The following is a 16000-nucleotide window of genomic DNA, read 5'->3' as shown; positions in this document are numbered from 1 at the left end:
GGGTAGTCTCCTGCCGACACGAGCGGGCTTGCATCAACAAGCCGGCCGGCGTCCTAACGCAGCCAATTCGGATCGAGTCGTCGCGATGCCCGCCAGCGCGTGTTCGATCCGCCGCCGCGAATTCTTTGCACTCGCCGGCGCGGTCACCGGGCTTTCGGTCGCCCCGACCCTCGCCCAGGAACCGCCGTCGATCGACAACCTGTACATCGACGACGAATTGGACCAGGCCTGTGATCGCGCAATCGATTTCCTGCTCCGCAATCAACGCTCCACCGGCGCGATCACCGACCGTGGGCATGAACTGGCGCTGACCTCGCTGGCGATCATGGCGCTGGCGGCGATCGGCACCGAACCGGCCGAACCCACCCGCCGCGGACGTGCCATGCGTGCGGCGTTGGACTTTGTCCTCGGTCCACACCACCAAAACGAAGCCGGCTATTTCGGCGCCCACGACGGGTCACGGATGTACGGCCACGGCATCGTCACGTTGATGCTGACCGAAATGCTGGGCATGGGCGCAACGGCCCAACAGAACGAGATCATTCACGACCGACTTGAGCTTGCACTGCGATTGATCCTCTCCTCCCAAGCGGTTCGCAAAGAACGCAAGCTCGAAGGCGGATGGCGGTACTCGCCGCAGTCGCGTGACAGCGACCTGTCGGTATCGATCTGGCAACTGATGGCACTCCGCTCGGCAAAAAACGACGGCATGAATGTGCCCAGCGAATCGATCGAGCAAGCCCTGCAATACCTCCGCAATTCCTTCACCGGGCGACGCACCGCATCAGGCGTCGGCGAAGGCGGATTCAGTTACACGCCGGGACAGACGCGGCCTTCGTTCACCATGACCGCGGCGGGATTGCTGGCAATGCAAGTTTGTGGACAATACGATGCGCCTGAGGTCGCCGCGGCGGCCGATTGGTTGCTCAGCCACGAACCGAAGTCGAACGAACGCTACCTGTTTTACGGGCTGTATTACTACGCCCAAGGCATGCATCAAGTCGGCGGCAAGCATGCCGACCGATCCAGCCGCGTGGTCTCCACCCTGCTGTTGCCACGACAACGCCGCGACGGATCGTGGATGTCCCCCGGCGGCGAAGAACGAAACGTCGGCCTGGTCTACTCCACCTCCTTGGCATTGCTTTCCCTGTCCGTTCGCTACCACTACCTGCCGATCTATCAACGATGACCGAGATCCATACCGACGGCCCCGAGGCGATCGGAGACGTCGCCCCACTTGATTTCCTGGTCGTCGCACCGCATCCCGATGATGCGGAAATCGGCATGGGCGGGACGATCGCCAAAATGATTCGGCAAGGCATGCGGGTCGGCATCTTGGACCTGACCAGCGGCGAACCGACCCCGCATGGCAGTGAATCTATCCGCCGCGCCGAAACGATCCGCGCGACCGAAATCTTGAACGTGACTTGGCGTGGCAATGCCTCGTTGGTCAACCGTGAACTCCAGCACACGCTGGAAGCTCGCAAGCGGATCGCCAGCTACTTTCGAATGTTGCGGCCTCGCTGGGTCTTCGCGCCGTACTTTCACGACGCCCATCCGGATCACGTCGTCGCGACCGAATTGATCGAAGCGGCTCGGTTTTGGGCCAAACTCAGCAAGACCGATATGCCGGGCCAGCGGTTTCACCCCGAGCGAACGTTCTACTACTTCTGCGTGCACCTGCGTCTGGCCATCCAGCCCAGCTGGATCGTCGATATCAGCGAGACGATCGAACAAAAAATGGAATCGATTCGCGCCTACGAAAGTCAGTTCATCACCGGCCGCCCGGCCGAGCCGCCGACGATGCTGGACCGCATCGAAACCGACGCCGCCCACTTCGGCAACCTGATCGCCCGCCGCTACGGCGAACCCTTCGCCACCAAAGAACCGCTCGCCCTGACATCCCTGCGAGACATCTTCTAACCGCCCCCAATCCAACCTCTCCCTCTCTTCATCCTCCCTCTCTTCATCCTCCCTCTCTTCATCATTCTGCCCCCATCATTCAGCCTTTCATCGTCTTGCCCCCATCGTTTTGCCCCAATGCCCCGTTTGGCAGAACGATTCGGGGCAGAATGATGTCGGCATCGCACGGCGGCCGAACAGGTTAAAAATAGACATGCAAATGTCAATCTCGGCTATGGGGATTTGATCGGCCTGTGTCACAATGTTTAGCCCTCCCCCACAGCCGCTAACCTGTTTTCCCCATGAGAGTTGTGATGACCCCGAGAAGGTTTACGTGTGCCGCGATCGTGTCCGCCGCGATCGTGTCCGGTTCCTGTTTCGCCGAGAAACCGCACCCGGCGACGCTTCCGCATCCCGCGGTCGCCCCCGCGGTGGAAAAAATTCAAGCGGTCAACGCGGACGGTCAATTCAAACCGGAGTGGGAATCGCTGGAGCAGTACCAGATCCCACAGTGGTACAAGGACGCCAAATTCGGGATCTTCATCCATTGGGGCCCCTACGCCGTCCCCGCGTATGGCAGCGAGTGGTATCCGCGCCAGATGTACATCAACCGGGATCGCCGCGGGGATAATTTCTTTGACCACCACGTCAAAACGTACGGGCCGCACAACAAGTTCGGCTACAAGGACTTCATCCCCGAGTTCAAGGCGGAAAAGTTCGACGCCGATCGCTGGGCAAAGCTGTTCAAGGAAACGGGGGCGCGGTACGTCATCCCCGTGGCCGAACACCACGACGGGTTTCCGATGTACGACTGTGCGTTCACCCGCTGGGACGCCTCGGAGATGGGGCCGAAGCGTGACGTGATCCGTGAGTTGTCGGTCGCCGTGCGCAAGCACGGCATGAAGTTCGGTGTCAGCAGCCACCGTGCGTTCAACTGGATGTATTACGTGCGTGATGAGTCGTACGACAATGCGGATCCACAATACGCCGACTTGTACGGGCGTCCGATGCCGTTTTTGTTTGAAAAGGACGCCTGGGACTACCAGAACCGGTTTGTGCCCCAAGACCAACAATTCAAAGACGACTGGCTGGCACGTTCGTGTGAATTGATTGACAAGTATCAACCCGATGTCTTCTGGTTCGATTTCGGGATCTCGGCCGGTCAGCGTTCGGCCAACCATGAGAACAATCCCTACGCGGACCATTTGAAGCAATTTGCGGCGTACTACTACAACCAGATGTCGAAACAAACCGGCCAGCCTGGTGTGATCAACTACAAATGGGAAGCGTTTCCCGAGACGGCCGCCGTGCTGGACAAAGAGCGTTCCAAGATGGCCGAGATCCGCAAGCCGTTCTGGCAAACCGACACCGCCGTCAGCGCCAGCTCTTGGGGTTACACACAAAATCAACGCTACAAAACCCCGGAACGGCTGATCAATGATTTGGTCGACATCGTCAGCAAGAACGGGTGCCTGTTGTTGAACGTCGGCCCCCGCGCCGACGGCACGATTCCCGAGGAAGACCAGGCGATCCTGAAAGAGATCGGAAGCTGGTTGAAGATCAACGGCGAATCGATCTACGAGACGACCTACTGGAAGACGTTCGGCGAAGGCCCGACGAGTGTCTCGACCGGACACGTCTCGGAATCAAAAGACAAGCCGTTCACCGCGGCGGACCTCCGGTTCACCACACGCGGCGGCGACAGCACGCTATACGTCACCGGATTGAAATGGCCGGAGAACAACCGCGTCACTGTCAAAACACTGTCCAGCGACAGCGAACACTACACAGGCGACATCGCATCGATCTCGATGCTCGGTTCGGACCAGAAACTGGAATGGTCGCGTGACGAAAGCGGGCTGACGGTGGAACTTCCAAAGACCAAACCGTCCAAGTACGCCTATGTCTTGAAAGTCACCCAATAGCGGACGCAGGATTCATGGAATTGAGCACCCAGGACTCGGCGTCCGGCACGGACGTTTCGCAGCTTCCGCCGATCGTTTTCGGATCCAGTGCGCTCGGCAATCTGTACCGGGCGCTCTCCGGCGATGCCAAGCGTGAGATCGTCGCGCAGTGGATCGAACACGCGCCTGGCAAGGTGGCCGTCGATTCGGCCGGCAAGTACGGTGCCGGGTTGGCGCTGGAATCGATCTCGAAAGCTTTGTCGCAGCTCCGCGTCGATCCGGCAGACATTCTGGTCAGCAACAAATTGGGCTGGCGCCGCGTCCCGCTGGAATCTCCCGAACCGACCTTCGAACCCGGTGCCTGGGTGGGGCTGGAACACGACGCGGTCCAAGACATCAGCTATGACGGAATCCTGCGTTGCTGGCGCCAGGGATGCGAGCTACTTGCCCCCTACCGAGCACAGCTCGTCTCCGTGCACGACCCCGACGAATACTTGGCCGCTGCCAAGAACCCGTCCGATCGCCAGTCACGCTGGGATGACATCCTGGGTGCCTACCAGGCACTCGGCGAACTGCGTGAGAGCGGCGAGGTTGCGGGGATCGGAGTCGGATCGAAAGATTGGCGGATTTCACAACAACTTGCCGAGCAATGCGACCTGGACTGGGTGATGCTGGCGACCAGCTTGACTGTCTACACGCACCCGAGTGAGTTGCTTGAATTCATTGAATCGCTGCGACTGAAGGACGTCGCGGTCATCAATTCTGCGGTCTTCCATGCCGGATTCTTAACCGGAGGCGACTTTTTCGACTATCGAAAAGTCACCGGCGAAAGCGAAACAGATCAATCGCTGATCCGTTGGCGTGACCGCTTTCATCACCTCTGCGACCAACACGATGTCACGCCGGCCCAGGCCTGTGTCGCGTTCGGCATGTCGCCACCGGGCGTCGTGGCGACGGCACTCAACAGCAGCCGCCCCGAGCGGATCCGGCAAAACGTCACCCTGTGCGCCGCATCGCCACCGCCAGAGTTTTGGTCGGCGATGAAAGAAGCCGGCCTGATCGATCCCAGCTATCGCTACGTCGGTTAAACTCCGACCGGATGCCCAAAACCCTTCCTGAAAGGCAGGATCGATCGCAGCGAGGAAAAGTGCGAACGTCAAATCACCCAACCAGCGTTCAAGCCTCGTTCCCTGGCCTCGCCTCTGGTCGCTCGGTCGCTGGTGGCGGGAGCCACATCTACAGCGCGTTCCAAGGCGGAGCCTTGGATCGAGTTTCGACCTCCCTTGAAACCGCGATGCCCTCGGCGAATCAACCGACACCATCGAATCGCCCCTCCTTCACCCGCAACATCATTCTGCCCCCCTAATCCTGCCTTCGATCGTTTTGCCCCCATCGTTTTGCCCCTCTTCTTCCAAACCGCCCCAGAACACTCCATGTCATCCACTTCCTCCAACTCCTCCTCCGGCCGAGCTGATAGCAAGGTGGTCCCCCGAGAATTCTTGATGGCGTTCATCTTGACCACCTGCTGTTTCGCATTGTGGGGATTTGCCAACGACATCACCAATCCGCTGGTCAAGGTGTTCAAGGAGGTCTTTCAAATCAGCAACACTCAGAGTTCGCTGGTCCAATTCGCTTTTTACGGCGGTTACTTCACGATGGCGTTGCCGGCGGCGATGTTCATCCGCAAGTTTTCGTACAAGGGCGCGATCATGGTGGGCTTTTCGCTCTACGCCGTGGGCGCCCTGATGAGTATCCCGGCCAGCTTGAACACCAACTTTTGGATCTTCATCGTCGGCTTCTACATTTTGACGTTCGGATTGGCGTTCCTAGAAACGAGCTGCAATCCCTACATCCTGGCGATGGGACCGCCCGAGACGGCGACGCAGCGGTTGAATTTGGCCCAGGCGTTCAACCCGATCGGATCGCTGACCGGCATGGTCGTCGCGTCAACGATCATCGCACCCAATTTGCAAGTCGGTGAATTCCGTGCCGCGATGGAATCCAAGTCGCCGGCGGCGATCCAATACGTCCAAGCCGATTATCCCGACGGGTTGCCCGATTTCAAACAAGAGTTCGGTGCACTCGACGGCGCCGTCAGCGCCGGATTGTCCAACATGCAGGCCAACGATCCGGAGTCCTTTCTGGCGATCCAGCAACACGATCTCGGCGTCGTCCGCACACCCTATGTCGTGATCGCTTGCGTGGTGATCGGTTTTCTGATTCTGTTCGCCATCACTAAAATGCCGACCTTCGCCAGAGAAGAACCCGATGGTCCGATGGGCGAGGTTGCCGGGCGGCTGCTGGGGAAAGCCCACTACCGTGAAGGCGTCGTGGCGCAAGCGTTTTATGTCGGTGCCCAAATCACGTGCTGGACGTTTATCATTCACTATGGGATGGAGCAGGTCGGATTGACGCTGGCCCAAGCACAAACGTGGAACATCGCGGCGATGGTGATCTTTTTGGTCAGCCGATTTGTTTGCACGTTCATGTTGAAATACTTCAGCCCCGGGAAACTGCTCGCGGCACTCGCGATCGTCGCGATCGCATTCACCCTGGGCGCGATTTGGTTGCCGGGGAAGATCGGGTTGACCTGCCTGGTATTAATCTCGGCCTGCATGTCGTTGATGTTTCCGACGATCTATGGCATCGCACTGAAGAACCTGGCCCATGAAGAGGCGAAACTCGGATCGGCAGGGTTGATCATGGCGATCGTCGGCGGTGCCTTGCTGCCGCTGTTGCAAGGGAAATTCATCGACGAACTCGGCGTTCGCAATTCGTTCTACTTGCCGATGGTTTGCTTCGTCGTCATCGCCGTCTACGGAATCCGGACGTTCACACGGTTCGAGAGCGAACCGGTCGCTGCGGCAGCATGATTCTCGGGATCGATCATTTACGGAGGCGGCTCGGTTGGCAGGATGCGTCGACTGCAATCAGACGTAACCCACGGATGGCAGAGTGCTCGGGATCCGTGGGGGAATTCTGCTGTCGGTGGGCTGATTCTCATCCGTCCCTGACAGCGGCGGAGACTTTGGTCATGCTGGGGGGCCAATCCATCGTGTCATGGCCGCGGATTTGCTTTTACAATGTGACCTCTTCGTTTCTTTCCTCGCCTTCCCCCACTGCGCACGCCATGCTCCGTCACTTCCTGATCGTTTGTTTCCTTGTCGGTTGCGCCGCAGTGCATGCCGATGATCGTCCCAACATTGTTTGGATCATCCCGGACGACATGTCGGCAAACTTCTCCTGCTACGGCGAGACCGCGATCGAAACACCCCACGTGGATGCTCTGGCCGCGCGAGGCGCGAAATTCACAAATGCCTTCGTCACCGCGCCGGTCTGTTCGACCTGTCGATCGGCCTTCATCACCGGGATGTACCAGACCAGCATCGGTGCCCATCATCACCGCAGCGGACGAGGGGAGTTGAAGATCCATCTGCCCGAGGGCACCGAACTGGTTCCCAAACTGTTTCAAGACGCCGGTTATCACACCTCGATCACCGGATGGCCGCCCAACGGACGACTGGGCAAGACGGATTACAATTTCCAGTGGGACGAATCGGTCTATGATTCCAACGATTGGGCGTCACGGCGGGAAGGTCAGCCGTTCTTCGCGCAAATCCAAACCCAAGGTGGCAAGCTGCGGGGCAAAGACGCCGAGGGGTGGGAGAAGGTTTCCGCCGCGGCGGAAAAGACGCTCGGCAGCCGCACGCCGACCAGCGCCGTCACGCTGCCGCCCTATTACCCCGATCATCCGGACATCGTCCGCGACTGGGCCGCTTACCTGGATTCGGTGCGGATGACCGACGTGATGGTCGGCCAGGTGCTCAATCGGCTCGAAAAAGAAGGCGTCCTGGAGAACACGCTCGTGTTGTTCATGACCGATCATGGGATCAGCCACGCCCGTGGCAAGCAATTCCTCTATGACGAAGGGCTGCACGTTCCCCTGGTGATCGCCGGGCCTGGGATCGATTCGGGGACGGTTCGCGACGACGTGGTCGAGCACATCGACATCGCGGCGCTGTCCTTGGCCGCCGCAGGCATCGACGTCCCCGACTGGATGCAGGCCCAGGACATCCTGGCCGACGACTACACGCCGCGACAAGCCGCCTTTGCCGCCCGCGACCGCTGTGATGAAACGGTCGACCACATCCGCAGCGTCCGTACCCAGGACTTCAAGTACATCCGCAACTTCCTGCCCAATCGGCCGCACTTGCAACCCTGTGCCTACAAGGACGCCAAAGCGATCTTGATCGCGCTTCGCGAATCCCACGCCGCCGGCGAGCTGAACGCGACGCAGCAGTTGCTGTTTCGAGACACTCGTCCGGCCGAAGAGCTTTATGATCTGAAGAAAGACCCGCATGAGATTCACAATCTGGCGGACGACCCGGCCTTTGCGACGACCCTGACCGACCTGCGTCGCCGACTGGATGTTTGGATGGATCAGACCGGAGATCAAGGCCGCCGGCCGGAATCGGATGCGATGTACGACAGCGACATGAAGGTCTACACCGACCGCCTGAGTCTGCCAAGATTCGATCCCAAGCAACTCGAAACGGTGCAGAAGAACATCGCCCTGATGAAGCAATGGGCCGCCGAAGGGAAATAGGTCGAGTGCCTGAGCAGGCGGTCGCCCTGTCGACAAACCAAGCCACTCCTTTGCTGGCAGCGGCCTAGAGGCCTCAGTCGGTGGAGAACCGGCCGGTCGATATCCCCGCCCGCACCCCTTAAATCGGGTGGAACCCATTATCGGCAGTCCGACTGCTGGTGATATGCCTAAATCGCGGCAGTCGGACTGCCAAGAATTCATCGTTCGCGCTGCTAGCCAACGCCTGACCGCAACGGCCCACTTCTTCTCTGTGACCCTCCGTGACCTCTGTGGTTGACTGTTCATCCACGGTTTGATTGATGCGCTCGAAGTGCGCCCATCGGATTTCACCAGACCTCTGTTTCCTGGGATTCGCATTTGGTTAAATCGTTTGACTGGTGCGCTGACAAACCGAGCCTGATATGACGACCGCAAAGTGATTGCTGAATCCAACGGACCGGCTGGCCGGGCGATGTGTCTGAGGCCCGGAGGGTCGGTAGAGTGTCTGCCGGTGGTGTCAGCCACCGGGGATGGATTCCAAGGGATGCTCAAGGCCCAGCGGGCCGACACAGTATTCGGGCTTCGGTCGCTCCCGGTTCGCCAAGAGAATTATTGTGCCGGCCCTTCAGGCCTTGGTGGTACGCTGCACTGGAGACCGAGGGCTGACACCCTCGGCAAACACTGTGCCAGCCCTCCGGGCTTCAGCACGACGGTCCATCAGAAAGAGTGGTGTCAGGGAAATGAAGTTTCCCTTGGCGATTCCGATCGAGTAGATTAGTCACCAGCGGCGGTCGCTCAAAGTGTCGTCGTCGCCGGACGCGCGAACCAGATGGTGCATCGCAGTCGGCGAGTTGAGTTTGATTTTGAGTTCAGGTCCATCGCGCCGACGCGGTGACCACAGACCGTTCGCCGGCAGAACGAGTTGCTCGCCAATCGTCGACAGAACCTGAGCGTCCTGCTAAAATGGTTCGCCTGAGAGGACTTCCGATGAACATTGAGTCATTTATCGACACACTTAGCGCTGAACAGCAACAGGCCGCTTTTGACTTACTTTGGCAACGACTTTCGGCCGATCCGCAGAATCTAGCCTCCCCTCCATGGCACGGAGAAGTGCTCGCGTTTCGTGAGGCCAATCCAAGTGACAAGCCGAAAATGTCGGTCACCGATGCAAAAAATGAAGTGAAACGGATGATCGATGAACGTCGAAGTTCTCGATGAGGCCCGATTGGATATTGCTGAAGGCGTGGCGTTTTACGACCACCAAAGCGATGGAGCAGGTGACTATTTTTTTGAGCGGATTTTCGATGACATTGACGCATTGAAAGACACCGCCGGGGTTCACGAAACCCATTTCGGATTTCATCGTAAAATTGCTTCTCGCCATCCATATTTGATCTACTACCGTATCATCGGAACCGGCGTGGAGGTCGTTGCTGTTCTCGATGGTCGAGGGCGTCCCTCCGACATGGAGGGGATCTTGCGACGGCGATGACGCGGCGAACCAGCGAATGCACATGAGCGACGGAGTTGGCTTTGGTCCTGTGGTCACCTCGTTCGCCGTCGCCATGTGATTCGTATCGTTCGCCGATGAAGGTTCAAACATGAGAGCTGCCGCTCTTACGCTCGTGGTGCTGCTGACTGGCCCGAACCTCACGTTTGCCCGTGGCGTGCCGAGCTTGAGTTACGCTCAACTGATGGAACAGTCTGATCTTGTGGTAATCGTTCATTCACTTGGAACTCGAGCATCAAACAACGATGACAAAATCGTCCCGGTTGAGCCCGCAAGAGACTATCTCGCTCCTGTATTCACGAAATTCAAGGTGTTGACCGTTTTGAAGGGCCAGCATGGCGAAAAGACATTGGAATTGTGCCACTACAAATACAAGCCTGATTCTCCCGGAATCGGTAACGGCCCCTTGCTGGTTTGGTTTCCGACTCGTGAAGACAATGAGATTCGTCAAAGCGACAAACATGGATCGTGGATGATGCGCGTACCGAACGACTTTGTCCTCTTCCTGAAGAGAGATAGCCAGGAGCGGCTGACCTTCGTAACGGGGCAATTCGACGCTGCACCATCTGTTCGACAGATTCACGATCCATTGCCGCCTTCCATGCGTCCCGATCCCTGACGGCGGCGAACCATGCGATGCACCCAAGTCGCGGAGTTGTCATTCTTGACAATGGAAAATCGTTCGCCGCGACGGGGTGATTTTAGACGTTCGTCGAGTAAGACAAATCTGAAATGAAATGGAAGAACCTGTCCACCTTCACTACCATTTGAGTCGTCGGCAACGCCTGGTCCCGCACCTTCGACTATGGCACATGAGCGGACCACTTCTTGTATCGACGCTTTTCATTTTCCTTGCGGCCACATTTACGGTTAGCGGGTGGTGTTTTTTAATCGCACTGATCGCCGCGTGGTTAGTCCGCGGATACCTCATTGGCATTGTCGATGTTGTGCTTCATCCGATTCGGGAGATGGATGTGATTATTGAACCGTTGGGGATCGGATACCTGGTCGGAAGCCAACGGTTGTATAGCCACATGGACGGAATTTGGTTGATTCAGAGGCTCGCCAAAGACGTTTGGACGATCGCCCATGACAATGGTGTCGTAATTGGCGTGCCGGATAGCTACATGCCTGAATCCTGCGTCAGGCACATTCGCGCTGCGATCAAAGATAAGTGGTCGTATCTTCAACCGTTTGCGGACAAACGCAAGTTGCGACTTAGCGACGAATCTCGCGATCAGCTCGATTGATACATGAGATAGCCAGGTGCGAGACCGATACCCCGACGAGCCAAGTGGTGCACCGGAGCGACCGCGCCATCGGTTTTGAGTTCACGTTTTCTGGTGGTCGCCCGGTGACCGCCGACGTTCGCGCTGCTAGCCGACGCCTCACTCACCGCGGCATCTTTCGTGTTTTTCGCGTCTTTCGTGGTTGCTCTCTCTTCCGCTGTTTCCATCGCGGTCCTAGGTCTGACATCCCGGTTTGATGGATGCGTTCGAAGAACGCCCATCGGATTTTTTCAGACCTCTGTTTCCTGGGATTCGCGTTTGGTTTCGTCGTTTGACTGGTTCGTTGACAAACCGACGCCTGATATGACGACCGTAAAGTGTTTGCTGAATCCAACGGACCGGCTGCGCGGGCGATGTGCCTTAGGACCCGGAGGGTCGGTAGAGTGTCTGGTGCACTCATCAATTCGGCGGCCAACACGCGACTGCTCGCAATTCCGCGGTGATCGATTGAATTGTGGATGTATCATTCGCGATTCGGCACCCGTGATGAAACGCATCGCCTAGGCATCATTCACGGCGTTGGGTGGCACCACTCGCAGTGCTATACTTCAACCAAGAAGCACCAAGACCGGTTCGGGTCCGCAGGCGGGGCCGAGGATCAAGAGGACGGCGACAAGTCGGTCATGACGGGCTGATCGTCGACACTCCTTAAGCGGAAGGACAATGAAGGACGCGGCAATTCTCGCTTCATTTTCCGTGATTGGTTTTGCCGTCGGCGCTGGCGCAGTCGCGTCTACCGTCGTACGGGAACCGCTGATCATCGTCGCGGCGGGTCTATCGGCTGCCGCGTTGGGAGCGTTGCTCGGTGGTGTGATTGGAACCATTTCGCGAAAGACGAGCATTCGCAGGACAAATTCATCAATCAGAGTCCGGCGCAAAAAGAACGAGATGCGTCCGGTCGGAACTTCAAAATCGTTTCGAACGCGGTTGGCCGGATTCGTACACAAACCTGAATCCGAAGTGATGGCCGACAGTGACCCCGTGAAGTCCCGAATGACTTTTTGGACATCTGCGCGTGCTTTTTCCCGCCATCCACCGAAACCGAGCTGGCTGATCCGTCACTACATCATCCGTATCCGGCAGATACTGAGCCGACACAAGAGGCGGTAAACCATCGGAGGCGTCGGACCGGCTGAGTCCGATTGGTTCGGGGGTTGCGCGGATCGATCACCATTGGATGACGGGCGCGGTTTGCCGGAGGCAGCTTGATCGGGCGAATTACTTCGACTGGCCGAGCAAGGAGATCAGTTCGTCGATCGCGTGGGCCAGCTCGGGGTCTTGGTCGTCCTTGCGGATCCCTTCCAGCCAGTCGGTCGCCCGTGACGATTGCTCGGCTGACAGGGGCGACTGGTTTGAAGGCGTGTCGGACGATGGGGCAGGAGTGATCGCACTGTCGTGTGCGTCGACGGGGCTGAGGGTGTTTCGGCTGTCCAAGGCGTCAGCGGCTTTGACGATCGGGGCGTTCTGCAGGGCAGAATTCGAAGGGGCGAGATCGGCCGGCGTGTTCTCGGGGCTTTCGCTGGACGACGGGTCGGAATCGCTGGCACCCTGGTCCGGGGCCGAGTTGTGCAGTGTGTCGCCGACGGTGCCGCCGTTTTGCAGGGTGTTGAGAATGTTGATGACCAACAGGGCGTCCAGTGCGGTGACTTGACCGTCGCCGTTGACGTCGTACCCGAATCCGGGGTCTCCAGGACCGACCGGGCCGGGCCCGTAGATGTTCAGGTAATTGATGATCGCCAGAGCGTCTCGGGGTGTGACTTCGCCGTTGCCGTCGACGTCGTAGGGATTGTCATCGTTGTGGAACGGTGTCTCGTTCTCCAGGACTTCGATCACGAAGGTGGCCGTGACGGCATCGAAGACGGCCGAGGTGTCTTGGGCGGTGATCGTCAGTTCGATCTGCTCGGCGGCCGAGCGTCGGACGAATTGATCATCCATCAATTTCAGCAACGAGCCATCGATTTCGAATCGCGGATCATCAACGGTCAGGTTGTAGCTGTCCGCGGCGGGGACGCCGTCGAGAGAAACGTCGCCGACCGGGGCGCCGGCTTCCAGTTCCATCACGGTTTGGTTGGACAGGGTGATCTCGGCAATTGCTTCGGGCACATCCATGATCGGAAGTCGCATCTCCATCGATGCGGTGCTGCCGGCATGATCGTTTGCGGTGATCGTCAGCACGACGACCGATTCCGCTTCGTAATCGATCGACTGACCTTGCTTGAGCCAAAGTTGGTTACCGATCACTTCGAAGCGTTGGTCGTCGACGGTGTAGGTGATCGTTTGGCCAAGGTCTTGGTCGGACGCTTCGAGTTCGGCGACAAACGCCCCTTCGTCGTTCTCCATCACAAACGTGTAATAGGCCATGACATCGACGACGGGGTCGTTTTCGTCTTCGACGTAGACCGTCAAATCGTGGCTGAAGTATTGTCCGGCGTCTCGGTCCAGCCCGGCAACCGTGATGGTGATCTGCGGCTCGACTTCATAGTCCAGCCCGCCGCTGACCAAGATCAAGGTGCCGTCTTCGATCGTGAACCGCGGATCAAAGATTTCCAGGTCGTATTGGTTTTCGATATCGACGTCATCGATGTGGACCGAACCGACTTCGTAAGGTCCCTCGGCGTGCTCGGGCACGTCGCCGCCGTGGAAGCGGATTCCGCGAGGCAGGTCGGGCTGGGGGGCGATCGAAACGCTGAAGTGGATCGGTTGGGAGGCGGCTTGTCCGTCGTGGAATCGAACGGCGAAGGAGTCGGAGCCGTTGTAGTCGGCGTCGGGCTGGTATTTCAGGCCGCCGTCGGGATCGAAGGTGACCGCGCCATGAGTCGGTTCTTCCACGATCAGCGAAACCAACCGGTCTCGATCCGCGTCGGCGACCAAGGCAGCGATTTCCGACGCGTCAATCTCCAGCGGTTTGTCTTCCAGGGCCGAGACACTGTACTGACTCGGCACGTTCGGTCGGTCGTTCTGGCCATCGATTTGAACGCCGAATTCGATCTCCGCTTGATCCTCGTCGGCATCCAGGACGACGCGGTGGGCGAGCGGTTCGTTCAATTTAATCGAAGAGGTCCCGGTTTCACCCAGCAAGAACAACGAGTCCAGTGACGCACCGGGGACGATCGAGATCGGATTTCCGATCGAATCGATATTCACCGGAAGACTGGTCAGCAACTGACCGTTGCGGATGTCGTGCATCAACAAGACGTGACCGGATTCATCCGCGTCGATCGCTGCGATCGCTTCGTGGCCGGGAATGAAGGTCCAGGGGCCGGTTGCCGAATCGAACTGATGCAGCGGCGCGAAGCCGGCGTCGACGTCCAGGATTCCCACATCGCCGGCGGCGTAACGCACCGCCAGCAACCCGGCCGCATCGTCAAAACTGAGCAATTCGGTGGCGCCGACCAGGACCGTCTCGGATCCCGCAATCCAGTTCGCCGCATCATTGCTCCACAACGTGGTTTTCAGCGCCGCGGCCGCCTGGTCGTCGCCGGTCGCCGAGGCCGTGCTGGCATCGACCGGCCAGGCCATCACGCTCCGGCTGGCGACTTCGGAGGGTTGCGTCGACAGATCGACGGAACTGGATGATGCGAGAACTTGAGTGTTGGCGGGCACGGTGACCCGCGTCGGCAGGACTTGAGCGCTGACCGGGTTTTCGCCGCCGGTCGAGGGCGTCACTCGGATCGTGTGCACCGTACCGGGGGCGCCGGGTTCGGTTCCGGCGGCGATCACGAGGCCGTTGCCATCGGCACCGACCGCGGATTCGGGGTTCGCAAAGGCGAGCGGGTTGGTCGAGTACTGGAGCATGCGGAGCGGGGCCCCGCCGGCCGGCACCAAATAGATAGCCGACCGTGGTTGGCCGACCTCCGTAAAGGTAGCGGCAACGACCGACGCCACAACGCCACCGCCGGAACCACTGACGGCCGCCGTGACCAACCCCGTCGCGGCAAAACTGAGCGGGACGTTGGAGGTTCGGGTGCCCGAGGTATCGATCTGGACCAACGCGGACTCGGTCAAGACGCTCAGCTGGGTGCCGGCCAGAATCGCGTCGATCGGCTCGTGGAATGCCGCCGGCAGAGGCGTTTGTTTGGCGCCGACCGGGAAGGTTTGCCGCTGGTGTTCGGAGCCATCGAACAGCCGGACCGGATAGGTCCCCGGCGGCAGCTCGTCGAACCGGAATTGGCCTTCGGCATCGCCGATCGCAAACGTTTCGCCGGGATCCAGGTGGGCGTTGTCGTTGGCGTCGATGTAGGCCAACCGCGAGTCCAACCGCACTTCGGAGGGGTCCGGACGCATCGATCCGTCTTGGTCGTGGTAGACCGACCCGGTGATCACCGCCAACAGTCGGCGTTGTCCCAGGCGTTCGAACACCAGTCGGCGACGGCTCCGGGCAGGCCGACCGGCAGCCCGATCGCGGGAGCGGCTCGCCGAATCGTCGCGCTCACTCGGATCGCAATCGGCAGCATCGATCCGCCGCCGACGGCCGCCTGCGTTGTTGCCACTGTTTGCTCGCCGGCGTGATCCCATTTCGCTGCGGTGCGTCCCTGAAAGGTTGAAGGCTGGAAAAGTTGAAGGTCGGCTCGATTGTTCACTCTCGAAATCCGGTGGGTTCAGCCCCGCGCCTAGCCCTCACCGTTGACTTCGACTGTTCATTTGCTGCTTAGTTCCCTTTGCGGGGGGGAATTCCAGCAGACTTAGGAAACTTTTTTCATTTCTGAGCGTCTTCGCCGGGAAACATTCGCCCGACAGGGCGTCTATGATACGCTGTAAGGGCCGATTGCGGTTGGAAAACCGGCCGCATTTCGCGCGAATATCACGCCAA

Annotated in this window: 13 protein-coding genes; 11 read left to right on the top strand and 2 right to left on the bottom strand. The window is 59.0% G+C overall.

Annotated features, from left to right (window positions below):
• Nucleotides 1-85: 85 nt before the first annotated feature.
• The 11 genes from H1B37_RS12495 (at nt 86) to H1B37_RS12445 (ending at nt 12300) form a co-directional block, all read left to right on the top strand.
• On the top strand, nt 86-1189 hold the full coding sequence (locus tag H1B37_RS12495; protein ID WP_182866989.1) for a prenyltransferase/squalene oxidase repeat-containing protein: 1104 nt from the start codon (nt 86-88) through the stop codon (nt 1187-1189).
• A complete protein-coding gene (bshB1, locus tag H1B37_RS12490) occupies nt 1186-1923 on the top strand; it encodes a bacillithiol biosynthesis deacetylase BshB1 (RefSeq protein WP_182866988.1) in 738 nt (245 codons plus the stop codon). The genes H1B37_RS12495 and bshB1 overlap by 4 nt, the downstream gene beginning before the upstream one ends.
• A 293-nt stretch (nt 1924-2216) precedes the next feature.
• Nucleotides 2217-3827 (top strand): alpha-L-fucosidase, encoded by a 1611-nt coding sequence (locus tag H1B37_RS12485; RefSeq protein WP_182866987.1) that lies wholly within the window; start codon nt 2217-2219, stop codon nt 3825-3827.
• A gap of 14 nt (nt 3828-3841) precedes the next feature.
• On the top strand, nt 3842-4894 hold the full coding sequence (locus H1B37_RS12480; RefSeq protein ID WP_182866986.1) for an aldo/keto reductase: 1053 nt from the start codon (nt 3842-3844) through the stop codon (nt 4892-4894).
• Nucleotides 4895-5239: 345 nt separating this feature from the next.
• Nucleotides 5240-6679, top strand: a complete 1440-nt coding sequence (locus tag H1B37_RS12475) for an MFS transporter (protein WP_182866985.1) — start codon at nt 5240-5242, stop codon at nt 6677-6679.
• A gap of 257 nt (nt 6680-6936) precedes the next feature.
• The gene (locus H1B37_RS12470) at nt 6937-8412 is read left to right on the top strand and encodes a sulfatase family protein (protein WP_182866984.1); all 1476 of its coding nucleotides are present in this window, start codon (nt 6937-6939) and stop codon (nt 8410-8412) included.
• A 966-nt stretch (nt 8413-9378) separates the two neighbouring features.
• On the top strand, nt 9379-9609 hold the full coding sequence (locus H1B37_RS12465; RefSeq protein ID WP_182866983.1) for a hypothetical protein: 231 nt from the start codon (nt 9379-9381) through the stop codon (nt 9607-9609).
• Nucleotides 9587-9883 (top strand): type II toxin-antitoxin system RelE/ParE family toxin, encoded by a 297-nt coding sequence (locus H1B37_RS12460; RefSeq protein WP_182866982.1) that lies wholly within the window; start codon nt 9587-9589, stop codon nt 9881-9883. The genes H1B37_RS12465 and H1B37_RS12460 overlap by 23 nt, the downstream gene beginning before the upstream one ends.
• 109 nt (nt 9884-9992) lie before the next feature.
• On the top strand, nt 9993-10520 hold the full coding sequence (locus tag H1B37_RS12455) for a hypothetical protein (RefSeq protein WP_182866981.1): 528 nt from the start codon (nt 9993-9995) through the stop codon (nt 10518-10520).
• Nucleotides 10521-10713: 193 nt separating this feature from the next.
• Nucleotides 10714-11151 (top strand): hypothetical protein, encoded by a 438-nt coding sequence (locus H1B37_RS12450; RefSeq protein WP_182866980.1) that lies wholly within the window; start codon nt 10714-10716, stop codon nt 11149-11151.
• Between the two features lie 702 nt (nt 11152-11853).
• Nucleotides 11854-12300, top strand: coding sequence for a hypothetical protein (locus tag H1B37_RS12445; RefSeq protein ID WP_182866979.1), 447 nt, complete (start codon nt 11854-11856; stop codon nt 12298-12300).
• A 108-nt stretch (nt 12301-12408) separates the two neighbouring features.
• On the opposite strand, the gene H1B37_RS34375 is transcribed toward H1B37_RS12445, so the two are convergent.
• Nucleotides 12409-15549, bottom strand: coding sequence for a dockerin type I domain-containing protein (locus tag H1B37_RS34375; protein ID WP_182866978.1), 3141 nt, complete (start codon nt 15547-15549; stop codon nt 12409-12411).
• Nucleotides 15510-15770: a hypothetical protein gene (locus H1B37_RS12435; RefSeq protein WP_182866977.1), complete on the bottom strand. Its 261-nt coding sequence runs from the start codon at nt 15768-15770 to the stop codon at nt 15510-15512. The genes H1B37_RS34375 and H1B37_RS12435 overlap by 40 nt, the downstream gene beginning before the upstream one ends.
• Nucleotides 15771-16000: the final 230 nt, after the last annotated feature.

This window comes from Stieleria mannarensis (genome assembly GCF_014154935.1).
Lineage (GTDB): Bacteria > Planctomycetota > Planctomycetia > Pirellulales > Pirellulaceae > Stieleria > Stieleria mannarensis.
This window is presented reverse-complemented; position numbering and strand designations above follow the sequence as displayed.